The 23,395-nt window shown below is 37.8% G+C and carries 23 protein-coding genes and 1 pseudogene; 6 read left to right on the top strand and 18 right to left on the bottom strand.

What is annotated here, in order from left to right:
• Window positions 1-452: 452 nt before the first annotated feature.
• The 4 genes from M1G12_RS01470 to dhaK form a co-directional block, all read right to left on the bottom strand.
• Complete coding sequence (locus M1G12_RS01470) at window positions 453-1,184, bottom strand: hypothetical protein (protein ID WP_247949277.1); 732 nt, start codon at window positions 1,182-1,184, stop codon at window positions 453-455.
• Window positions 1,185-1,828: 644 nt separating this feature from the next.
• The gene (dhaM, locus tag M1G12_RS01475) at window positions 1,829-2,203 is read right to left on the bottom strand and encodes a dihydroxyacetone kinase phosphoryl donor subunit DhaM (protein WP_000534739.1); all 375 of its coding nucleotides are present in this window, start codon (window positions 2,201-2,203) and stop codon (window positions 1,829-1,831) included.
• Complete coding sequence (gene dhaL, locus M1G12_RS01480) at window positions 2,203-2,778, bottom strand: dihydroxyacetone kinase subunit DhaL (RefSeq protein WP_001100267.1); 576 nt, start codon at window positions 2,776-2,778, stop codon at window positions 2,203-2,205. The genes dhaM and dhaL overlap by 1 nt, the downstream gene beginning before the upstream one ends.
• 21 nt (window positions 2,779-2,799) lie before the next feature.
• Window positions 2,800-3,789 (bottom strand): dihydroxyacetone kinase subunit DhaK, encoded by a 990-nt coding sequence (dhaK, locus tag M1G12_RS01485; RefSeq protein ID WP_247949278.1) that lies wholly within the window; start codon window positions 3,787-3,789, stop codon window positions 2,800-2,802.
• 153 nt (window positions 3,790-3,942) lie between these two features.
• Here dhaK and dhaS point away from each other — a divergent pair, with 153 nt between their 5' ends.
• Together dhaS and dhaQ are read left to right on the top strand one after the other, a co-directional pair.
• The gene (dhaS, locus tag M1G12_RS01490) at window positions 3,943-4,473 is read left to right on the top strand and encodes a dihydroxyacetone kinase transcriptional activator DhaS (RefSeq protein ID WP_084864339.1); all 531 of its coding nucleotides are present in this window, start codon (window positions 3,943-3,945) and stop codon (window positions 4,471-4,473) included.
• Complete coding sequence (gene dhaQ, locus M1G12_RS01495) at window positions 4,470-5,459, top strand: DhaKLM operon coactivator DhaQ (RefSeq protein ID WP_084864338.1); 990 nt, start codon at window positions 4,470-4,472, stop codon at window positions 5,457-5,459. The genes dhaS and dhaQ overlap by 4 nt, the downstream gene beginning before the upstream one ends.
• Before the next feature lie 203 nt (window positions 5,460-5,662).
• On the opposite strand, the gene M1G12_RS01500 is transcribed toward dhaQ, so the two are convergent.
• The 4 genes from M1G12_RS01500 to M1G12_RS01515 form a co-directional block, all read right to left on the bottom strand.
• The gene (locus tag M1G12_RS01500) at window positions 5,663-6,202 is read right to left on the bottom strand and encodes a ClbS/DfsB family four-helix bundle protein (protein WP_247949279.1); all 540 of its coding nucleotides are present in this window, start codon (window positions 6,200-6,202) and stop codon (window positions 5,663-5,665) included.
• 56 nt (window positions 6,203-6,258) lie between these two features.
• Window positions 6,259-6,753, bottom strand: a complete 495-nt coding sequence (locus M1G12_RS01505) for a YkgJ family cysteine cluster protein (RefSeq protein WP_020903329.1) — start codon at window positions 6,751-6,753, stop codon at window positions 6,259-6,261.
• Window positions 6,754-6,886: 133 nt separating this feature from the next.
• A complete protein-coding gene (gene ptsP, locus M1G12_RS01510; RefSeq protein WP_004241506.1) occupies window positions 6,887-8,620 on the bottom strand; it encodes a phosphoenolpyruvate--protein phosphotransferase in 1,734 nt (577 codons plus the stop codon).
• Between the two features lie 5 nt (window positions 8,621-8,625).
• A complete protein-coding gene (locus M1G12_RS01515) occupies window positions 8,626-8,889 on the bottom strand; it encodes a phosphocarrier protein HPr (RefSeq protein ID WP_000146947.1) in 264 nt (87 codons plus the stop codon).
• Between the two features lie 351 nt (window positions 8,890-9,240).
• Here M1G12_RS01515 and nrdH point away from each other — a divergent pair, with 351 nt between their 5' ends.
• The 4 genes from nrdH to M1G12_RS01535 all read left to right on the top strand — a co-directional run bounded on the left by nrdH (window position 9,241) and on the right by M1G12_RS01535 (window position 13,762).
• Window positions 9,241-9,459, top strand: a complete 219-nt coding sequence (gene nrdH / locus M1G12_RS01520; protein ID WP_000259240.1) for a glutaredoxin-like protein NrdH — start codon at window positions 9,241-9,243, stop codon at window positions 9,457-9,459.
• A gap of 80 nt (window positions 9,460-9,539) precedes the next feature.
• Window positions 9,540-11,699, top strand: a complete 2,160-nt coding sequence (nrdE, locus tag M1G12_RS01525; RefSeq protein ID WP_247949280.1) for a class 1b ribonucleoside-diphosphate reductase subunit alpha — start codon at window positions 9,540-9,542, stop codon at window positions 11,697-11,699.
• A 189-nt stretch (window positions 11,700-11,888) separates the two neighbouring features.
• Window positions 11,889-12,851 carry a class 1b ribonucleoside-diphosphate reductase subunit beta gene (gene nrdF, locus M1G12_RS01530; protein ID WP_000451386.1) on the top strand — a complete coding sequence of 321 codons (963 nt, stop codon included), beginning with the start codon at window positions 11,889-11,891 and terminating at the stop codon, window positions 12,849-12,851.
• A 143-nt stretch (window positions 12,852-12,994) separates the two neighbouring features.
• Window positions 12,995-13,762 carry a DeoR/GlpR family DNA-binding transcription regulator gene (locus M1G12_RS01535; RefSeq protein WP_247949281.1) on the top strand — a complete coding sequence of 256 codons (768 nt, stop codon included), beginning with the start codon at window positions 12,995-12,997 and terminating at the stop codon, window positions 13,760-13,762.
• A 104-nt stretch (window positions 13,763-13,866) separates the two neighbouring features.
• On the opposite strand, the pseudogene M1G12_RS01540 reads toward M1G12_RS01535, so the two are convergent.
• The 10 genes and pseudogenes from M1G12_RS01540 to M1G12_RS01585 all read right to left on the bottom strand — a co-directional run bounded on the left by M1G12_RS01540 (window position 13,867) and on the right by M1G12_RS01585 (window position 23,326).
• Window positions 13,867-14,124, bottom strand: a pseudogene (locus M1G12_RS01540) (DUF3884 family protein).
• Window positions 14,125-14,165: 41 nt separating this feature from the next.
• Window positions 14,166-15,572, bottom strand: a complete 1,407-nt coding sequence (lacG, locus tag M1G12_RS01545) for a 6-phospho-beta-galactosidase (protein WP_247949282.1) — start codon at window positions 15,570-15,572, stop codon at window positions 14,166-14,168.
• A 338-nt stretch (window positions 15,573-15,910) separates the two neighbouring features.
• Window positions 15,911-17,602, bottom strand: coding sequence for a lactose-specific PTS transporter subunit EIIC (locus M1G12_RS01550; protein WP_247949283.1), 1,692 nt, complete (start codon window positions 17,600-17,602; stop codon window positions 15,911-15,913).
• Window positions 17,602-17,919 carry a PTS lactose/cellobiose transporter subunit IIA gene (locus M1G12_RS01555; protein ID WP_049543586.1) on the bottom strand — a complete coding sequence of 106 codons (318 nt, stop codon included), beginning with the start codon at window positions 17,917-17,919 and terminating at the stop codon, window positions 17,602-17,604. The genes M1G12_RS01550 and M1G12_RS01555 overlap by 1 nt, the downstream gene beginning before the upstream one ends.
• Window positions 17,920-17,954: 35 nt before the next feature.
• Entirely contained in the window at window positions 17,955-18,791 is an 837-nt protein-coding gene (locus M1G12_RS01560) for a PRD domain-containing protein (protein ID WP_125443560.1), read from the bottom strand.
• 235 nt (window positions 18,792-19,026) lie between these two features.
• Window positions 19,027-20,007, bottom strand: coding sequence for a tagatose-bisphosphate aldolase (lacD, locus tag M1G12_RS01565; protein ID WP_247949284.1), 981 nt, complete (start codon window positions 20,005-20,007; stop codon window positions 19,027-19,029).
• 1 nt (window position 20,008) lies between these two features.
• Window positions 20,009-20,938 (bottom strand): tagatose-6-phosphate kinase, encoded by a 930-nt coding sequence (locus tag M1G12_RS01570; protein ID WP_247949285.1) that lies wholly within the window; start codon window positions 20,936-20,938, stop codon window positions 20,009-20,011.
• 10 nt (window positions 20,939-20,948) lie between these two features.
• Window positions 20,949-21,464 (bottom strand): galactose-6-phosphate isomerase subunit LacB, encoded by a 516-nt coding sequence (lacB, locus tag M1G12_RS01575; RefSeq protein ID WP_001216913.1) that lies wholly within the window; start codon window positions 21,462-21,464, stop codon window positions 20,949-20,951.
• 148 nt (window positions 21,465-21,612) lie between these two features.
• The gene (gene lacA / locus M1G12_RS01580) at window positions 21,613-22,038 is read right to left on the bottom strand and encodes a galactose-6-phosphate isomerase subunit LacA (RefSeq protein ID WP_247949286.1); all 426 of its coding nucleotides are present in this window, start codon (window positions 22,036-22,038) and stop codon (window positions 21,613-21,615) included.
• 391 nt (window positions 22,039-22,429) lie between these two features.
• Window positions 22,430-23,326 (bottom strand): aldose 1-epimerase family protein, encoded by an 897-nt coding sequence (locus M1G12_RS01585; protein ID WP_247949287.1) that lies wholly within the window; start codon window positions 23,324-23,326, stop codon window positions 22,430-22,432.
• Window positions 23,327-23,395 lie beyond the last annotated feature (69 nt).

Below are 23,395 nucleotides of genomic sequence, written 5' to 3' on the forward strand. Positions count from 1 at the left end.
GGGGATTTAGTAACGCAATTCCAATTAGCAATACACCTAATATAAATAAAAGTATTTCCCAAAATTTATTCTCAGTTTTAATAAAAGGTATAAAATACATACTAACCAATATGAAACTTACCCCTAAAAGAGCAAATATTAGTCTAACTTTATCACTTAGTTTAAACATATTTAATTCCCCATAAAATAAGCAGTGGCTACGTTTACTGTAACATTCCCCCGTCTTTATGTAGAGATAATCCCAAATCAAGACACCTCATCTCTTCTTACTCAATAGCAGCATAATTATTTGGTGATACGAGTTTCATAAGATTTCTCCTCTTTAACGTTGCATGGTTAGGATAGTTCTCTAATCAGTAATCGTCGACTGCGTTTAAAGCACTTTGTTACCTAGATAAGATATCCTTTCACTATTTAATTTTAAGGAGAAGTAAGATTTAACCATATTTATCTTACTTCTTATTTTTAAATAGTTCATACTCTTTTTCTCTGATAAAGGGAAGTGAGAAATTAGAAAAAATTAGTAGAATTGAAAATAGGTATCCATCTTTTTGCATTGCTAAAACATAGCCTAAAAATAAATAGACAATCAAATCTACTGCGAAAAGAGAAAATATCCTCCTTTTCATTGCCTTACTTGTCTTAAAGATTCTGTTTAATAGAAACTTTATCGTAGTATCTACACAAATTTTTATCAAAAAGATAAGAGTCAGTACATGATTATCAACTGTACCATGAAGAATAAATGGAAATATAGTTAATATAAAACTAGAAATCTCTAAATATTTTATCCAAGGAGATTGAGACATCTTACTTTTAAACTGACTGATTTTCCTATACTCACTAGCTAATCTAGTATCAAAATCTTTACCAATTTTATTAAAGATTAAAAACTCCAGGATAAAAATACTGATTAATACGATATAAGTAGAAACCTTTCCTGGGAAATATTTATTGATTAAAATCGGGAAACTCATTAACAGAATTGAGTTTATAGCCAGACAAATGGATACTATTTTATTATTCACAGAATATATAGGTAACGATACTATTGAATATAGAAATGCTAAAAAAATAAGCAAGAAATACTCTGTGCTGCTAATTAGCGGCACCCTTAATGATAAAAATAGATAGACACCCCACACGATGATATGCGCTTTACGAATTGACTCTAGATTACTCATCTACCTACTCCTAATATGCAAAGGGAATCCATTTTTAGTTTACATTCTCTTTCAAACAAGTCATAAGCATTTCCTGATATTTCCTTCTTTTACATTAGGTAAAGTTGAAATATATTTTTTGCAAGTGAAAATATTATTATTATTTGAAAACCACAAATATCTATCCCTCTTCTAGACCTAAACCAAGTCAGATTAAAGATACAAATATAATGATAAGGCTTTCTTTTACTTTAGACTACCATAAAACAAGGAATCTTTCAACAAAATTCATTGGCAAACTACTATTCTAGAAGATTGACAGCTCAAATCTTTCAGAATAGAACAATCCTAACTATCGAATACTCTAACTTCATAAATATCTATGCAATTCTAGATCTAGAATTCCTATAAACTAAATGTTTTCGCACTATTCTAAGTAATTGATAGCCTTAAATTTTAATTTTTGAAGGATTCTAAAGCTAGAATAGTCCCATCACAATCTGTTTTGAATGATTCACAATATAGAAATACTATAGCTTTACTCCTGCTAAAATAAAAAGGAACTGCATAAAGCAATCCCTTTCTGATTTTGAAATTATTTACTTAAAATTTAATAGTTAAGATAATCAATAACTCACCTATAACAGGAATGATAGGAAGATTCCTTATTTATTGATTTCAAGCTCCGACAACTGTGTTTGAATAACTGACAGTTCTGCACCAGCCTGAAGAAGAGCTGCTGCAGTATAGGCACCTTCTACAATTGGAACCCTATTGATCATGATACTTTTATCACTGAAATCAGCCACCATTTCTAAGTTCATTTTAGCAGAACCTAGGTCAAAAAAAGCTAATAAAGTATCTGCTGGATTTTCGGAAACAACCCTATCTACTTGATCAAAACTCGTTCCAATTCCTCCATCTTCGGTTCCTCCTACATAAGTAATCGGAATATCTTTAGCTACTTCACTAATCAGTTCAACGACACCTTGTGCAATGTGTTTAGAATGTGAAACGATAACAAGACCAATACTTCCCATTAAACCACCCCAGTTTCTAAAAGAGCAGTAAAGAGTAATCCTGATGAAAATGATCCAGGATCAATATGTCCAAGAGAACGTTCTCCTACATAAGATGCCCTTCCTTTAGTTGCAAGTAAATCTTTGGTAGCATTCACTAGCTTATCAATAACCTCTTGAGTCAATTGGCCTGCAGACAAAGCAGCAATAACAGGAGTCCAAACATCAACCATTGTCTTTTCTCCAACTTCTGCTTTCCCACGTTTGACAATCATATCCAAACCGCTTTGTAAGATTTCCTCTATTTTCGAATTTGAATCAGCCTTGGCCATGCCCATAAAAGCAGAGCCATACAAGGGACCAGAAGCACCGCCTACCTTGCTCAGTAATTGCATTGAGACAAGTTTAAACACATCACTGCTTGTTTCAAATTGCTTTCCTTCTAAGTTTTCCATAACTGCAGCCATTCCACGCGCCATATTTCCACCGTGGTCTCCATCTCCTATAGGGGTGTCTAGCTCACTAAGGTAATCTTTCTGTTCTTGAATCTTTTCATTAAAAAGCTTCATCCATTCAAGAGCTTGTTCAACATTCATGCGACATATCCTCCTTGAGTTTTACCAAGCTGGGGTAGTAACAGGTGCATTTAGAGCATCCAACCACTCATCATCTGCCAATCGAATCAATGTTAATGATAATCCAGCCATATCGATTGATGTCATATAGTTTCCAATTTTCTTAAATGCCAACTCAACACCTTTTTCATGGAGTAATTTAGCCACATCATTTGCAAATACGTATTGCTCCATAAGAGGAGTGCTTCCTAAACCATTGATGAGAAGGCCATAGCGTTCTCCAGCTTTAAGTTGGAAACCTTCAGATAACTTTTCAACCAATTCTGAGGCCAATTGTGCTGAGGGTTGCATCTTCTCTTTCTTATATCCCGGTTCACCGTGGATACCAACTCCGTATTCAAATTCATCATCTTCTAGAACAAAACCTGGTTTGCCAACTTCTGGAACAGTAGCGCCAGATAGAGCTAAGCCAATTGTTTTAATTTCTAAGACAAGTTTGTCGGCCAAGTCCTTCATTTCAGATAATGTTTTACCAGAACGAGCCGCATCACCCAAAATTTTATGGACTAATATAGTACCTGCGACACCTCGACGACCTTGGGTATAGAGACTATTTTCAACCGCAATATCATCATCGACTACAACACTTGCTACATCAATACCTTCCATTTCAGCAAGTTCTTGTGCAATTTCAAAATTCATGATGTCCCCAGAATAGTTCTTGATGACCATGAAAACTCCAGCACCTTCATCAGCCGCCTTGATGGCTTCTAAAATTTGGTCCGGAGTAGGTGAAGTGAAGACTGCTCCACAAATGGCAGCAGACAACATTCCATCTCCTACAAATCCAGCATGACTTGGTTCATGTCCTGAACCTCCACCTGAAATGAGTCCAACTTTTCCTGTCTTTTCTGCCTTTCTAACGATGACATCAAAACCATCTAAGCGTTCTACCAAGTCATCATGCATGAATGACAATCCCTGCAACATTTCATCAACAACTTGTGTCGGTTCATTTATAATTTTTTTCATGAGAAACTCCTTTCGGCATGTATCTTTGTTTTCGCTTTCATTATATATTTTTTATTGCTAGATGATAAGGGACAGATTCTATTATTTGTCCCCTTTTAAACCCGTTTAAAACATTTTTTTGGTAAAATGAAGGAAGTAAAAGAAAGGTTTCCTATGGCATCATCACTTATTACAAAAAAACGGATTGCCAAGGCATTTAGAGACCTATTAGCTACTAGAGAATTTGATAAAATCTCTATTGTAGATATCATGGAATCAGCTGGCATTCGTAGACAGACCTTTTATAATCACTTTCTTGACAAATATGAACTGCTAGACTGGATATTTGAAAATGACTTAACCGAGTATATCACCAATAACTTGGACTTTATTTCGGGCCAAAAACTATTACAAGAATTATTTCTTTATTTCGAACAAGAGCGTGACTTTTATATTCAACTTTTTGATATTCAAGGACAAAATAACTTCTATGACCAATTTATAAACTACTGTCGCTTGCTTGTATCAAAAATTTTAAGAGAATACGGTCAGATTGATATCGATTCATCTGCTTATACTTGTTTTTTGTTAGACTATCATTCACATGCTCTAGCAGAAATCGTGAAGGCTTACGTCAATAAAAAAAGTCCAGTTCCACAACCAGACTTTCTAATCATGACAATTATTGGAAAGAGACCACAATGACATTTATTTCAAATCATAAACAGAAAATTATTTCAAGTTACATTTCGGCAACTGTCAGCAGTCATCCTGAATTAGAAAAACACCCTACTTTACCACTAGTCTATCAAAAAAATCGCAATCCTCATCAGGTTCCAATATTGTCGGGTGGAGGTTCCGGTCACGAACCTGCGCATATTGGATATGTGGGAGAAGGAATGCTTACTGCTGCTATCTATGGCCAATTATTTACTCCTCCTACAAGAGCTGAAATCTTAGAGTCCATTCGTTTTTTAAACAATGGTCACGGTGTTTTCATCATTGTAAAAAATTTCGAAGCAGACATCAAAGAATTTAGCTGGGCCATTAATACTGCTAGACAAGAAGGAATTAAGGTCGGCTATAGTCTAGCACACGACGATATTTCTATTGAACCTCACAATAGATTTCAAATTAGAGGAAGAGGGCTTGCAGGGACAATCTTACTTCATAAAATCCTAGGATTTGCATCTCAAAATGGTGCCGACATAGAACAACTAACCGATTTAGGTCATCAGCTTGCTCCCGAAATCGCAACAATTGGCTTTGCAACGAAATCTGCTAGTCTCCCCCAAGCCACCCTTCCACTATTTAACTTAGAAGAAGGAAATATTTCTTATGGTATTGGGATACATGGCGAAGAAGGCTATCGTATCGTCCCATTCCAATCATCGGAAATCCTTGCAAATGAAATTATAAGTAAATTAAGATTGCACTATCATTGGAAAAAGGGTGATCAATTTATATTGCTTGTAAATAATCTAGGCACTACTACCAATCTAGAAATGGGCATATTTATCAATGATATCCTTCAACTCTTAGAAATTGAAGGAGTCACTATTACCTTTATAAAATCAGGAACATTTATGACCAGTTTGGATATGGCAGGTATATCCGTAACTCTTTGCCCTGTAAAAAATAAGCAGTGGCTAGAAGCGCTCAATGCTCCAACGACAGCTTTTGCATGGTAATTTGCTTGTATAACTCAAAAGGGCTACATCACTTGATAGCCCTTTGCTTTTATCTTATACTCAATGAAAATCAAAAAGCAAACTAGGAAACTAGCCGCAGGCTGTACTTGAGTACGGCAAGGCGACGTTGACGCAGTTTGAATTTGATTTTCGAAGAGTATTACGTTTAAAAGAACTCATTCTTGCAATTTCAAACAGTCCATCTATACCTTACAATTTTTCTGATGAGCTTTGAGTTTTTTCAGAGCCCAATCATAGTGACTGGAGGTGGTACTCACAAAGTAGGAGCCTAGACTTGTTCCTCCCGTCCACTTATAGACACCTTTTGTGAACAATTCGTCATTGCTGAAGTCTTCCATCAACTCTAAAACCTCTTTATGTGATTGATTGAGGAGTTTGGTCGCTTCTTCTAAGGATGTTCTCTGGTGCTTCTTCCAAAAAGCGACATTCATTTCCCCATAAGTTTTCCAATTATAAGGCTCAGGGAGAAAAGGTCTTTCATGTCCCTTTTGATTAGAATGTACCCAAGTCAAAAGTAACTGATGCCATTCATAGAGATGGATCAGAACATCTCTTAGATTTTTATCTCTTTTCCAGTGAGCTTCTTTTTTCTTTTCATCTTTTGAAAAATCAAAAGGAGTCTGTAGTTCCTCTTCACTTAATTTAGATATAAAGTGATTGAGCTTTTCATAGTTTTCCTTAGAGGCTAGCACTAGCTCCTCTTTTGTTTTCGGTCTAGGCACAGAGTTCTCCCTTCATATTACTAGTTATTATTAGAGATTTTTTATCCTTTAAATCTCTATAACTTATCCTTTAATTTCTCAACAAAGAGATAGGCTGCTGGACAGGTCAAAGTATTCTTAATCGTCAAATGGTTGATTTGATGGATCTTTTTGCGATCTGTATGGGGGAACTCTCGGCAGGCCTTGGGACGAACATCATAGATGGAACAAAGATTATCTCCTCCTAAAAAGGGGCAGGGCATTGATTTGAAAACCTTATCCCCATCTTCATCTACCTGAAGGAATTCAGCTTCAAAAGCAGGTAATTTCATCTTAAAATACTTGGCAATTCGTGTAATATCCGCTTCTTTAAAGTCGGGTCCCAATGTCTTGCAACAGTTGGCACAGGCCGTACAATCAATCTCCGTAAAGACTTCTTGGTGAATCTGCTGGGCTATCTTGTCTAGGTTTTTAGGAGGTTTTTTCTTTAAATTGGCTAAAACTTTACGGTGCTCCTTCTGCTTTTGTAAGGCCAGCTGGTGGTAGTACTCAATATCAATTTCTTTAGACATAGTTTCTCTCTTATTCTAATTACTTTCCCCTATTATACCATGCCTCTGAACCATTGAAAAGTGGACTTTACAAGACTATACTATTCCCGAATGTATCAAAAAACCTTGCAACTAGGTTACAAGGTTAATCACATTAATCGAAGTTAACGTATTCTTTTTGAAGTTCAAGAACTTCTTCCATTGTTGAACACTCTGTAAGGGCACGGTTAGCGTACTCTTCCATCTTAGCAGTGTCCAATTTCTTCATCAAGCTACGTGTACGAAGTACTGATGTTGCTGACATAGAGAACTCATCCAAGCCCATTCCGACAAGAAGTGGAACAGCTTTTTGGTCACCAGCCATCTCACCACACATACCAGCCCATTTACCTTCAGCGTGAGCTGCCTTGATAACGTTGTTGATCAAGCGAAGGATTGATGGGTTATATGGTTGGTAAAGGTATGAAACTTGCTCGTTCATACGGTCTGCTGCCATTGAGTATTGGATCAAGTCGTTTGTTCCAATTGACATGAAGTCTACTTCTTTTGCAAATTGGTCTGCAAGCATCGCTGCTGCAGGGATTTCAATCATGATACCAACTTGGATATCATCCGCAACTGCAACACCTTCAGCAAGAAGGTTTGCCTTTTCTTCTTCATAAACTGCTTTAGCTGCACGGAATTCTTTCAAAAGAGCAACCATTGGGAACATGATACGCAATTGACCATGAACAGAAGCACGAAGAAGAGCACGGATTTGTGTACGGAACATTGCATCTCCAGTTTCAGAAATAGAGATACGAAGGGCACGGAATCCAAGGAATGGGTTCATTTCATGTGGCATATCGAAGTAAGGAAGTTCCTTATCTCCACCAATATCCATTGTACGAACAACCACTGGTTTACCATTCATTCCCTCAAGAACAGCCTTGTATGCTTCATACTGCTCATCTTCAGTTGGGAAGTCTTGAGAATCCATGTACAAGAACTCTGTACGGTAAAGTCCAACCGCTTCTGCACCGTTGTTGTTAACACCTTCAACGTCTTTTGGAGTACCGATGTTAGCAGCCAACTCGAAGTGTTTACCGTCAGCAGTCACTGTTTGAGCATCTTTCAAAAGGGCCCATTCAGCTTTTTGTTTAGCATAAGCTTCACCAGCTGCTTTAAATTCTGCCGCTTGTTCATCTGTTGGGTTGATAATCACTTCACCAGTAATTCCGTTAACGGCAAGGATATCACCGTCTTTCACTACTTCAGTGATGTTATTTGTTCCCAATACAGCTGCAATTTCAAGTGTACGTGCCATGATAGCTGAGTGGCTTGTACGTCCACCGATATTTGTTACAAAAGCTTTTACAAAGTTTTTGTCCAATTGAGCTGTATCAGATGGTGTCAAGTCATGCGCAATCACAATTACTTCTTCATTGATAGAAGCTGGGTTTGGCAATTTCTTACCAAGAAGGTTTGCCAATACACGTTTTGTCACGTCGCGGATATCCGCTGCACGTTCTTGCATATATGGGTTGTCTTCCATGCCTTCAAAGATAGTGATGAACATGTCAGTCACTTCTTTAAGACCTGCTTCTGCATTGACTTTCTTAGCACGGATTGTTTCTTTAATCTGACCAATCAATTCTGGGTCAGCAAGAACCATCAAATGAGCGTCAAAAACTTGAGCCGCTTCTTCACCAAGCGTACCTACAGCTTTCTCACGGATAAGAGAAAGCTCGTTTTGAGAAGCTTCAAGAGCTACATCCAAACGAGCCTCTTCTGCGTTTGTATCTTCGACTGAAACAGTCTCGAATGACAAATCCGGTTGAACGAGTAGATATGCTTTTGCAACTGCAACACCGTCAGATGCTGCGATTCCTTTAAGCATTTCTGTCATTTTCCTTATGCCAATCCTTCTTTTTCCATTGTTTCTGAGATTGCAGCGATAGCGTCATCTGCATCTGCACCTTCAGCTGAGATAGTTACATCAGCACCTTGGCCAACACCAAGACTCATAACACCCATGATTGATTTAAGGTTAACTGATTTACCTTTGTACTCAAGAGTGATATCTGAAGCAAATTTGCTAGCAGTTTGTACCAACAATGTTGCTGGACGCGCGTGAATACCTGTTTCTGCCACTACGTGGAAATCTTTAGAAGCCATAGTTTGACTCTCCTTTTGTTCTTTCTTTTTTGAGTTATATGTGATAACCCTTACAATTTGGTATTATATCATCTTCTAGGATTTTTTTCAAGCATTTTATGGGATTTATTCGATTTCCTTTCAGATAACTTGCTGAAAATCTTCTATTCTAGATAACAAAACACAGGATATAGTTTTTCAAAAAACAACTTATAGGATAATTATCACTATTTTACAAAACAAACACTACATATTGTGTTTTGCTAGGTTATGTAGAAAAATAGACCACTATATTTAGTTTTAAATCATTGACAAAAATTTATTTTCTGATATACTAAGAAAGTAATCTATTTTGAAAGAGGAGTTACGAAAATGGTAACCGTTTATTCTAAAAACAACTGTGTCCAATGTAAGATGACCAAACGTTTCTTGGACAGCAACAATGTCGCTTATCGTGAGATCAATCTCGACGAGCAACCAGAGTACATCGATCAAGTTAAAGAGCTCGGTTTCAGCGCAGCTCCTGTTATCCAAACACCAACTGAAGTCTTTTCAGGTTTCCAACCAGGAAAACTGAAACAATTAGCATAATCTTAGTACATCATCCAGAAGAAACTGCTTCTAGGGCTAACTTAGAAGCCTTTCTTTTGTAATTAGATAAGGGAAATTTTATGGGATTAAAACATCTTGAGGACGTGACTTACTTCCGTCTCAATAACGAAATCAACCGTCCTGTCAATGGACAAATCATGCTTCATAAAGATAAGGAAGCCTTGGATGCTTTCTTTAAAGAAAATGTAGTTCCAAATACTATGGTTTTTGATTCAATCAAGGATAAAATCAACTACCTCATTGAACACAACTACATCGAAACAGCCTTTATCAAGAAATACCGTCCAGAATTTTTGGAAGAATTGTCGCAATTTATCAAAGATCAAAATTTCCAATTCAAGTCTTTCATGGCAGCTTATAAATTTTACAATCAATATGCCTTGAAGACAAACGACGGTGAATATTATCTTGAAAGTATGGAAGACCGCGTCTTCTTTAACGCCCTTTATTTCGCTGATGGGGATGAAGCTATTGCAATCGATATTGCCAATGAAATCATCCACCAACGCTACCAACCTGCTACTCCTTCCTTCTTGAATGCTGGACGTGCTCGTCGTGGTGAATTGGTATCTTGTTTCTTGATTCAAGTAACTGATGACATGAACTCTATTGGACGTTCTATCAACTCTGCCCTTCAACTTTCACGTATCGGTGGTGGTGTGGGAATTACTCTCAGCAACCTTCGTGAAGCTGGTGCTCCTATTAAAGGATATGAAGGAGCAGCTTCTGGCGTCGTTCCAGTTATGAAGCTTTTCGAAGATAGCTTCTCTTACTCAAACCAATTGGGTCAACGCCAAGGTGCTGGTGTTGTTTACCTCAACGTCTTCCACCCAGATATTATCGCCTTCCTTTCCACTAAGAAAGAAAATGCCGATGAAAAAGTTCGTGTAAAGACTCTTTCACTTGGTGTTGTGGTGCCCAATAAATTCTACGAATTAGCACGTAAAAATGAAGAAATGTACCTCTTCAGCCCATATTCTGTCGAAAAAGAGTATGGTGTACCTTTCAACTACATTGATATCACTGAAAAATACGATGAATTGGTCGAAAATCCAAACATTCGTAAGACAAAAATCAAGGCGCGTGATTTGGAAACTGAAATTTCTAAATTGCAACAAGAATCTGGCTACCCTTATGTAGTCAACATTGATACGGCTAACCGTGCAAATCCTGTTGATGGAAAGATTATCATGAGTAACTTGTGTTCTGAGATTCTTCAAGTCCAAGAACCAAGCTTAATCAACGATGCTCAAGAATTCCTTCAAATGGGAACAGACGTTTCATGTAACCTTGGTTCAACCAACGTGGTCAACATGATGGCCTCACCTGACTTTGGTCGTTCTATCCGTGCTATGGTTCGTGCTCTTACTTTCGTTACAGATAGTTCACATATCGTAGCTGTACCAACTATTGACCATGGAAATAGCCAAGCCCACACCTTCGGTCTTGGTGCTATGGGACTTCACAGCTACCTTGCCCAACAATTGATTGAATATGGATCGCCTGAGTCTGTTGAATTTACAAGCATCTACTTCATGCTTATGAACTACTGGACCTTGGTGGAATCAAACAATATCGCGCGTGAACGTGGTATCACCTTCCACAACTTTGAAAAATCAGACTATGCTAACGGAAACTACTTTGACAAGTATATTACAGGCGAGTTTATCCCAAAATCAGACCGTGTTAAAGAACTCTTCAAAGATGTCTTTATCCCAAGTGCTGCTGACTGGGCTGAACTTCGCGACAAGGTTCAAGCAGATGGACTTTACCACCAAAACCGTCTAGCTGTTGCTCCAAATGGTTCGATCAGTTACATCAATGACGTTTCTGCTTCTATCCACCCGATTACGCAACGTATCGAAGAGCGTCAAGAAAAGAAAATCGGTAAAATCTACTATCCTGCTGCTGGATTGTCAACAGAAACCATTCCTTACTACACTTCTGCTTACGACATGGATATGCGTAAGGTGATTGATGTCTATGCTGCCGCAACTGAGCACGTGGACCAAGGACTTTCACTCACACTCTTCATGCGTAGTGACATTCCAAAAGGACTTTACGAATGGAAGAAAGAAAACAAACAAACGACACGTGACTTGTCTATCCTTCGTAACTATGCCTTTAACAAGGGAATCAAGTCTATCTACTACGTCCGTACCTTTACAGATGATGGTGGAGAAGTCGGTGCCAACCAATGTGAAAGCTGTGTGATTTAATCTTTGCTTGAGGGAACTACATTTTCTCAGATAAGTGATTCATTCACCCTGCTAAACTAGAATAAGCATCTATACTATGAAATAACAAAAAGTCGGGCTTCCGACTTTTTGTGCGATACTCCTCTAGAATTATGATAAAATAGAAGTAATTGTGAGTTCGCAATACTAAACACAGAAAGAGATTTCAAAATGGAAACTTACTACAAAGCCATTAACTGGAATGCCATCGAAGATGTCATCGACAAATCAACTTGGGAAAAACTGACGGAGCAATTCTGGCTCGATACACGTATTCCCTTGTCAAATGACTTGGATGACTGGAGAAAGCTATCAAATGTAGAAAAAGACTTGGTAGGAAAAGTCTTTGGTGGTTTAACACTTCTCGACACTATGCAATCTGAAACTGGGGTTCAAGCCCTTCGCGCGGACATCCGTACACCACATGAGGAAGCTGTTTTCAATAACATCCAATTTATGGAATCTGTTCACGCTAAATCTTACTCATCAATCTTTTCTACCTTGAATACCAAAGCTGAGATTGAAGAAATTTTCGAATGGACCAATACCAATCCTTACCTACAAAAGAAGGCTGAGATTGTCAACGAAATCTACCTAAACGGTAGCCCACTTGAAAAGAAAGTTGCCAGCGTCTTCCTTGAAACCTTCCTCTTCTACTCAGGTTTCTTCACTCCCCTCTACTATCTTGGTAACAACAAACTAGCCAATGTTGCGGAAATTATTAAATTGATCATTCGTGATGAATCTGTTCACGGAACCTACATCGGATATAAATTCCAACTTGGTTTCAATGAATTACCTGAAGAAGAGCAAGAAAAACTCAAAGAATGGATGTACGACCTGCTCTATACTCTCTACGAGAACGAAGAAGGTTATACAGAAAGCCTCTATGACGGTGTTGGTTGGACGGAAGAAGTCAAAACCTTCCTTCGCTACAATGCCAACAAGGCACTCATGAACTTGGGACAAGATCCACTCTTCCCAGACTCAGCAGATGATGTCAACCCAATCGTTATGAACGGTATTTCAACAGGAACATCTAACCACGACTTCTTCTCTCAAGTCGGAAATGGTTATCTTCTTGGCGAAGTTGAAGCCATGCAAGACGATGACTACAACTACGGTTTGGACTAAGGTCATCTATTTTATGAGTGATAAAAAACATCATGGTTTGTTTAAAACAACCATGATGTTTTTGTTTTTGTTTTCTTTTGTTTTTTAAATTGATTGATTGAATACTTTATGATAAAATAGTAATAGAAATAGAGGTGATAACGATGCTAAAGCAGGAAAAACTAGATAATATTCTAGAAACGGTAAATACAAAGGGAACTATTACTGTAAAAGAAATCATGAGTCGCCTGGATGTGTCAGATATGACTGCTAGACGCTACTTACAAGAGTTAGCTGACAAGGATTTACTTGTTCGTGTGCATGGAGGAGCTGAAAAAATTCGTACAGGCTCCATTTTAAATAATGAACGTTCCAATATTGAAAAACAAAGCTTACAAATCGCAGAAAAACAAGAAATCAGCCGTTTTGCAGGCCATTTAATTGATGAGGGTGAAACTATTTTTATCGGCCCTGGTACCACCTTAGAATCTTTTGCCCGTGAACTTCCAATCGATAATATTCGTGTTGTAACAAACAGTTTACCAGTTTTTCTCATCCTAAACGAACGAAAACTAACAGATTTGATTTTAATTGGTGGAAACTATCGATCTATCACTGGAGCCTTTGTAGGAACACTAACCTTGCAAAACTTAGCTAACCTACAATTTTCTAAAGCTTTCGTGAGCTGTAATGGTATCAAGGACAATGCGATTGCGACCTTTAGTGAAGAGGAAGGTGAATCCCAACGCATCGCCCTCAATAATTCCAATAAAAAATACTTACTAGCTGATAATAGTAAGTTCAATAAGTTTGATTTTTACACCTTCTACAATATCTCAGATATTGATACCATCGTTTCAGATTCTAAACTGAGCAAAGAAACGTTCGAACAACTTTCAAAACAAACAAAAATTATTCTTTCTAAACCATAAAACTGAGGATTGATAAAATTTAAAATGCGTCATATCAAGAAAATAAGAATCTTGATATGACGCATTTTTTGATGAAGATTTTTACAAAGAGTTTCCTAGATTCTTTATGATTGTTGAAACGGCATAAAATCTGAATCAAAGGAGATATTATCCCGTTCTTCAGGACTGATAAAATTTAAAAAGATATTTTTAAATTCTTCCAGCTCATAGTCTGAATGGCAAATTCATTCTTTACCGGTAGAGACATACCATTTCCCAAGATTTTTCAGCTCCTCATTAGTTAAACAAGGTATTTGAGAACATTTATCAAAATTGATAATATAAACTTTTTCATAAATTGATTGGATAAAATCTTTGAACATCTTTTGCCTCACTAGAATTCTATATCTAATTACTAATTCTACTAGTCTATAATCTGACTTTCTGCTACTTTCTTGTACCAGTGAGCTGATTTCTTAGGATAACGTTCTTGAGTTTCAAAGTCTACATAGAAGAGACCGTAACGTTTCTCATACCCATTTGACCATGAGAAGACATCCATTAATGACCAAATGAAGTAACCCTTTACATTCGCTCCATCTGCAATCGCATCAGACAAAACTTCCAAGTGTTGCTTCACATAATCAATACGGCCATCGTCGTAAACAGTGTTATCGACGAACTCATCTTTATAACCAAGTCCATTTTCAGTGATGTAGATTTTCTTGTAGTTAGGATAATCTTTCTTCACTCGCATGATTTGATCATACAAACCTTGAGGATAGATAATCCAATCCCAGTCTGTACGTGGCACATAATCCGGAGCTACACGACGACCAACACCTTTGATTTGGTATTTAGAGCTTCCTTTCTCACCCTTACCATTATGGATAATTTCAGTTTCTCCATCAAATGCTTCCATCCAGTCACTCATATAGTAATTGATTCCAAGGAAGTCGTTCAAGTCTTTTGCAGCTTCTAATACTTCGAAATCTTCGTCACGCAAGTCAAGCTTTCCACCATTGGCAGCTAAGATAGCCTCTACCCCTGCCAGGGTCTTTTCAGAGTAGTGACCCAGATAAGTTGCATCCAAGATAAATTTGTTGTGAATGATATCTTCTAACTCAGCAGCGCGAACATCTGCTGGATTTTCAGGATCTAGAGGATATTTAGTAGGCAGGGCATGAACAACACCAATTTCACCTTTATAACCTTTTTCTTTATATAGCTTTACAGCACGTGCATGAGATACCATCATATTGTGGTGCGATTGGAATACTTTGGCAAGGTCGTACTGAATACCTGGAGGGAATTTCCCAACTAAGTATTGACCATCACCGATTGGCCCAATTTCATTAAAGGTTGTCCAATAGTTTACTTCTGGGAATTCTTCAAAACAGAGGGCAGCGTAGTCTACAAAGTGTTCGATATTTTCACGGTTTAAGAAGTCTCCATTTGAATGTAGAGCTTCTGGCGTATCAAAGTGATGAAGAGTTACAAAAGGCTCAACGTGACGTTTGTGACACTCTGCAAATAGATTATGATAAAACTCGACCCCTTTAGCATTTACTTGGCCGTAACCAGTCGGGAAAATACGTGACCAAGCAATAGAAATTCGAATACCATTGACACCATACTCTTCTGCTAGCTTGAGGTCAACTGGATATCGATTGTAAAAATCACTGGCTGGCTCTGCAGTGTACCAGTAGTTATCTTCAAGATATTTATCCCACGCTACTGGTCCTTTACCATCAGTATGCGTAGCGCCTTCTGCTTGATAGGCAGCTGTTGCGCCACCGAAAATAAAGTCTTTTGGTAATGTTTTTGTCATTTTTTTCACCTATTTCTTGATTTAAATAAAGTAAAAGTGAGAGGAGAGGAGTCAGTGAGCCATCCTTCTCCATCTCACTTCTTGTACCAAGTCACCGAATTGTGACATGAGGAAGTAAAAACGATATCTTTTTACCGACGAATTAATAAGTCGATTAGGAAATTCGACATAGCAATTTCCGTAACGATAGGAGACTATTTCAGAGTCCCTATCGTTAATCGAATTGTGACATGAGGAGGTAAAAACGATATCTTTTTACCGACGAATTAATAAGGCGATTAGGAAATTCGCCATAGCGATTTCCGTAAGGATAGGAGACTATTTCATAGTCCCTATCGTTAATCGAATTGAGCTTGTACAAATGCTAGAGCACCTTTTCCATCACGAGTTAATTTGATGTATTGAGCGCCTTCTGTTTTCGCAAGTTTAATACCGACTTTATCGGTTTCTGCTTTCATGTCTTCAAAGTTTGAAGCAACTTGAGGAGCAAGGATAACAAGATCAAACTCTGGCAACATTTCACGGTGAGCACCATAACCACCTGCTGCTGCTTTCACAGGAACATTGTACTCTGCTGCTGCCTTATTCAAAGCATTTGCAAGAAGTCCACTTGTCCCTCCACCTGCACAGAGAACGAGGACATTTGTTTCTTCAGTGATGATATTTTGTGCTGCATCGACACCCGCTTTTTCAAGAATAGCATCCGCTTTTGCAGTGTTGAAGTTTGCAGCAACTTTTTCTTTCAATTCATCATTAGATTTACCTGAACGCTCTTCTTCAAGAATTTGTTCATCATAGACTTTAAGGAATGGATAGTAAATGACTACGTCAACCACGATTAAAAGAGCAGCAAGAATGAATGATAGAACTTGGAAGTTCGTACCAAGAACTAGACCTAGTGGAGCTGGAGTTGTCCATGGTAGATTAGCAGTAAATGAGTTCATTCCAAGTGTTTCAATAAAGAATTTGAATATCCAAACGTTTGCGATTGGAGCAAAGATAAATGGAATGAAGAAGATTGGGTTTAATACAAGTGGTGCACCAAACAAGATTGGTTCATTTACACCAAAGAATGTTGGAACTACTGAAGCACGACCGATTGCACGGTTACGTTTAGATTTTGTTAACCACATGAACATGAATGGAACAACCAGTGTCGCACCAGTACCACCCATGGTAACGATAAACATTTGTGTACCAGAAGTAAGAATCTTGTCAGCGTGCATACCTTGTTGGAGAAGGTTCAAGTTGACTTCGGCATTGGCATAGGTAATTGCTGCGATAGCAGGTTCAACAATAGATGGACCATGGATACCAACAAACCAGAAGAAGGCAAATGCACCAAAGATAATCGTAATACCTAGATAACCATCAGCAGCAGAGAATAATGGTGCAAAGAATTTACCGATTGATTCTGCTACGCTTGCACCAACAAAATGACGAGCTAGTAAATCAAGAGCATAAAGTGAAACAACTGAGAGAGTGAATGGAATCACATCTTTAAAGACTTGTGAGATATTTGGTGGAACTTCGTCAGGCATACGAATAGTGACGTTGTTCTTAACACAAACCTTATAGATTGCTACAGTAACAAAGGCAGCAAGGAAGGCTGAAAGCAAACCTTTTGTCCCCAAGAATCCAGTAGCAAGACCATTTTCGATAGGATCAGCTGCCAACATCAACAAACCAACAATAGCTGCTAACAGTGTTGACATATAGTTGATTTGATTGGTTTTCTCCATGCTACGGTTTACTGAGTCGGTCAATGACTTAGCTGTTGTACCAGCTACCAAGAGAGCCAGAATACCCATAGAATAGCTATAAGGTTTCATCAGAAATGCTACAACTTCATCAGACCATTTAAAGCCCCATGAGTTTGGTACAAAGGCGATTAAGATAAAGATACTTGAGAAGAGAATAACAGGCATACCTGCAATGAAACCATCACGAATAGCACGAAGATAGATATTACGAGATAGTTTCTCAAAGAAAGGTTTTCCTTTCTCAATAAATGCAATTAGTTTATTCATTATTTAACTCCTCTCTTATAAAGTTCGATTAAGTGGTGCATCAAATCTTTTAACAAGACAGTTGTCATCAAGTGGTCTTGGCCATGCATCATGGTCACACTATACGCTAAGTCCTCACCAGAAGCTTCCTTAGTCAATAGACTTGTTTGAGCATGGTGAGCCTCTGCGATACAGCTGCCAGCTTCCTCAACTAGGTTATCGGCTTTTGTAAAATCGCCAGCTTCAGCAGCTTTCAAGGCTTCCAATAGTTTTGAACGAGCATCGCCAGCATAGGCTACGATTTCAAAACCTAACAATGTTACTTCTTCTCTATTCATGATAGAATTCTCCTTATATAGTTTTAAATAAATTTTTATGACAATAAACGTTGGATATGTAGAACTAGATAAACTCGTTCACTTTTATACAAATCAAGACCCGTATATTCCGTAATCACATCATAGATCTTGGAACCAATCTCGAACGCTTTTGGATAGGATCGTTTGATGTGGTCTTCCATATCCAGAAGTGATTGGTTATCATCTCTAGATCTGTCTAAATAATCCAAGAAATAATTCAAATGAATCATAAAACGATCATAGAAATGATTATTCTCTTTGGTTCGTTGAATTTCATAACCCTTTAGCACTTCTTCAACATTCCTGAGAATTTCTTTCCTCTTATCAATCGACTCCACAAGTTCCACTTCATTTTCACCTTCGGCATTAATGAAATGATAAGCAATCCGAATAATTTCGTCCTCAGGAAAATGATCTGCTAGCTTCTGGCGGTAAATTTCAAATGCTTCATTTGCGATTTGAAAAGCGACAGGATACTTAGTGGAAATATCTGGCAGATTACTATCCTTGTACCTTCCTTGTGCTAGAGCTTGGTAAGAACAGTAAATATGATCTGTCAAGGTTACGTAGAGATACTCTTGAATCGGATAATGATATTTCTTTGATAGCTTATCAATGATTTCATAAGTCACCGTGATAAAATCAAGCGGAACATCTTTGAGGAGAGCCATAAAGTTTTCTCTGGACTCTTCGGTCTTCATCCGAAAGATTTTCTCAACCTGCTGTTCAGAAATCAAATCTCCCTTCTTCTTTCCAAATGCAATCCCCTTACCAATTACAATCACTTCTTCTCCTTTATCATTCCTGACAAGCGAAACATTATGATTTATTGGATTTAGAATTCGATACATGTCAACCTCCTTTTATATCTTAAAGGTATATGAGTACAAAAAATGACCACAAATGAACTAGAAAATCAGCCGATTTCTAATTCACCTGTGATCATGCCTAATATTACTTAGTAACACTCACCTTGTATTAACTTGTGATTTAATTATAGCACAAGTAAGTTATTTTGTAAACCTTTACATAAAACTTTTTTTAAAATTTTTTTTAGATTCATGTTCCTAACCTAGGAGGACTTGCTTACACGCGTTCTTTCCATGAAGTCGCTGTTGTTTGAAGAACTTTGTTGAGTTCGTCAATATTTTCAAATCCAGTTGTGCGAAGCCATTCACGTGCTGCTTCTTCACCATCTTTGATGTAAGCTTCAACTGATCCAGCCCATGTTGCACGGCCACAAAGAACACCATTGAAGTTTGCACCTGATTCATGGGCAAATACAAGAGTATCTTGGAAAAGTTTAGCTGATACACCAGCACTCAAGTAGATGTATGGCAAGTTAGTTGCTTCATCTTGTGCTTTGAAGAAGGCTGCTGCTTCTTCACGTGTATAAACCACTTCACCTTCAGCGAAGCCTTCAACATATTTAATGTTAACAGGAACTTCTACTTTCAAGACATCAATGTTGAAACGTGGGTCTGAGAAGACTTTCATAGCACCAATAACTTTGTGTGGTTTTACTTTCGCATATTCTACAGAACCAGCGTCAGCAATTTTTTCATCGTAAGCAAGGATTTCAAGGAAGAATGGGATATCTTCAGCCACACACTCAGAACCGATGCGTTCGATATAAGCTTGTTTTTCTTGGTTGAGTTCGTCTGAGCTATCTACGTCATAGTAAAGCAAGAATTTAACTGCATCTGCACCTTCTTCTTTGATACGTTTTGCAGACCAAACATCCAAGCAGTCTGGCAAACGTTTTGTACTTGTTGTATCATAACCTGTTTTTTCATAAGCAAGAAGAAGACCTGCTTTTTCATCAAGAGCTTTAGTTGCTGGAAGTCCATACTCAGGGTCAAGAAGCATAGATGAAGCGTATTTAGTCAATTCATCTGCTACCAAAACTTTAAGTTCTTCCATTTGAGCTACAGTTGGTTCTTCTGTTTGGTATTGAGCCATGAGGCGTTTCAAAGCACCACGTTGGTCAAATGCAAGAGCTGAGATGATACCATTTTCATCAGAAAGTTTTTCTAAGCGTGCACGTTTTTGTTCTGTTAAAGCCATTTTATACCTCTTTTACTATTAATTGATCATATAGAGCTTGATAGTTGGCCATGTTGACATGACCAGTCATTTTTTCTTGAGCATTGAGCATACCAAGGACATTTGCCTTGATGAGTAATTCTGCATCCGATTCTTTATGAAGAAGTCCTGAAGAAATTCCTGCTACAGTAGAATCTCCAGATCCAACAGGATTTACCACCTGAATTCTAGGAATATCTACCTTGTAGAAAGTGTCACCATGTTTGGCAAAGGCACCGTTGGCACCAAGTGAAACGATAATCCATTCAATACCTGCAAACAAAGGTTCTTGAAGAACTTCTTTTAATTCATCCAAATCCTCAGAAACTTCTCTTCCTAGAAGTTGAGACAATTCCTCATTATTTGGTTTGATGACTGTTGGTTTATGTGGTGATTCAAGAACCGCCTGAAGTGCTGCACCAGAGCAGTCCAAGACAACAGGCTTGCCAGCTTGATTAGCAAGTTCTACCAAGCTCGCATAGTAATCAACTGGAAGACCAGCTGGCAGACTACCTGAGATAGCTACTACTTCAACTGACTCCAAGAGTTTCTTGAAATGTTCCAAAAAGTCTTGACCTTCCTGTTCCAATACTTCAGGACCTTTTTCAAGAACTTCTGTTTGGTTGTCTCCGTGAAGAATAGCGATACAGTTACGAGTTTCTCCCTGAATTGAGAAGAAATCTTTCTTTACTTGATCATCGATATGTTCAACCAAAAACTCACCATGTTTACCACCCACTAAACCAGTAGCAAGAACAGAATCCCCAAATTCTGAAAGTACTCGGGTAACATTGAGTCCCTTACCACCAGCCGTTTTGGTTACATCCACCACACGATTGACAGTATCAATCTTCAACTCATCCAAAGGATAGGAAATATCAATGGATGGGTTCATTGTGACTGTTAAAATCATAGGTCACCTCTTAGTCGTGGTATTCTCCGCGATCCCATTTTTCAAGGAATTCAGTGAAGAAGTTTGCGTCTGTTTGTTGAGCATTGTGACTTTCAACGTGTTCAATTTTCGCAATCAATTTTTTGTTTTCTTCAGATGGTTTGTATTCAGCATGGATGAAAGCTTCGATGATATCACACATGAGCAATTCACCAGTAATCTTACCACCAAAACCGATAACGTTAGCGTTCAATTGCTCTTTAGCATAAAGGGCTGTTGTCATATCACGAACCAAGGCAGAACGGACACCTGGAACTTTATTTACAGCATTGTTGATACCAACACCAGTACCACAGATACATACTCCAAGATCAGCTTGACCACTAGTTACAGCTTCCCCTACTTTTTTACCAAAGATTGGGTAGTGAGTACGTGTATGGTCATATGTACCAAAGTCAATAACTTCATATCCTTTTGATTTCAAAAATTCTGAAACCGCCATTTTTTCATCTGTTACGATGTGGTCACATCCAATTGCAATTCTCATTAGTTATTCCCTCCGATTAATTATATAAATCTAATATCATTTATCCCTACTCAAGAAAAATCAAGATTAGCTTAGGAAGCGAGCTGCGAGCATAACTGAGGTTAGCTAAAGTGAGCTGACGACAGATTATCTTGATTTTTGAAGAGTATTAGCACATTTTGTTCAACATGTCGACCCTAATTTGGTGACGTCCACCATCGTATTTACCGTTAACAAATCCTTTAGCGATGTTTTTAGCCAATTCATCACCAACAAGTTGTGCACCCATAGTGATCATACGTGAGTTGTTGTGACCACGAGTCATATAAGCTGAACGTTCGTCAGATACTTCTGCAGCAACCATTCCTTTGATCTTAGTGGCAACCATAAATGGACCAGCTCCATAAGCATCAATCACGATACCAAGGTTTTGTTCTTTTTTGTTTACTTCTGCAGCAACAGCAAGAGTCACATCAACAAAGTCTTGACCTTCATCTGTAACATCCACAACGTGGAAGTTTTCTTTTTCCAAGAAGTCTTTCACAACTTCTTTCAATCTCAAACCTGCAGCATCTGCACCGATAACAATAGACATATTGTATACTCCTTTTATTTTTCTAGGCTAATAAAACCTTTTATAGTTAGCAGTTTATACTCTTCGAAAATCAAATTCAAACCGCGTCAACGTCGCCTTGCCGTACTCAAGTACAGCCTGCGGCTAGTTTCCTAGTTTGCTCTTTAATTTTCATTGAGTATTACCTACAAAAAGCTTTCTAGCAGTTTATTGACAAATTGGATTGAATGAGATGAATGACACCTTATTCAAGTTTAGGAAACCAGCTTCCTAGAAATAATCTTTCTCTACGAAAGAGAATATAACAAATGATTGTTTGTTTGTGACAAACATCATTTGTTGCTTACAAACATAATATACTCCTATTTCTTAAAAAAGTCAACAATTAATGTTTGTTTTTGTGTTTTTTTAATTAAAAAATTTCGATATCAAAACCAATTTGATCTACTTGAGCAGGTTCTAGGAGACGAACATTCTTCTTATCTTCTAGATGATCTCCTTCTTCAAGGGATGTTGACAAGCCAGACCATGGTTCAAAAGCAATGAAAGGTCCTTTATTCAAAGTTGACCATATAATGAGGTTTGGAAACTCTGCAAAACGAACTTTCAATCCCTTATCATGTTTACGAGAACGAAGGGCAATTGTTCTAGATTGCAATTCATCTAAGGTGACTGCATCAGTGCTGAAAAGATCATAGCTGAGGTCTAATTCTTTTTGACCTTCTAGCCATGGACTTCTATCTTGAAAATCAAGCATACCTGTTTCTGGGAAAGGACGTGGAACAGAGCAAGTCTCTTCTTTTTCAAACTCTAGATAATAATCTTCATAGACTTCATCATCAAGCAGAGGACAATTAAATCCTGGATGTCCACCAATAAAGTAAGGCATGACCTTGCTAATTTCTTTATTAAATATTTTGTATTGAGTCCGTACTGTCTTTCCAGTAAGGATATAAGTGATTTCTAAGCGGAAATGATAAGGGTAGTTCTGATAGCTATTCTCATCGTCTTCAATTGCAAAAGTTACACTATTATCTGTCTGTTCAACTAATTCAAATTCTTTCTTACGAACCAAACCATGACGAGGAATCTTTCCTTTGATTTCTTGTCCATTATCATCTATATAAAGTGCTGTATCCTCTCTCAATGAACCACAAATGGGGAAGAGAACAGGAGCTTGTCCACTCCAATAAGTAGCATCTCCTTGCCACAAATACTCAACTCCCTCGGCATCTTTTATAGAAGAAAGAGCCCCACCAAAACTGTTAAATTCAACTCTTAATTGTTCTGATTTTAATTCAATTACCATTATTTTCTCCGATTTCTTGATAGTTTATAAAAAAAACTAGGCTGTCACTCCTAATGGTATGACAACCTA

This window comes from Streptococcus mitis, from assembly GCF_023110375.1.
Taxonomy (GTDB): Bacteria; Bacillota; Bacilli; order Lactobacillales; family Streptococcaceae; genus Streptococcus; species Streptococcus mitis_CI.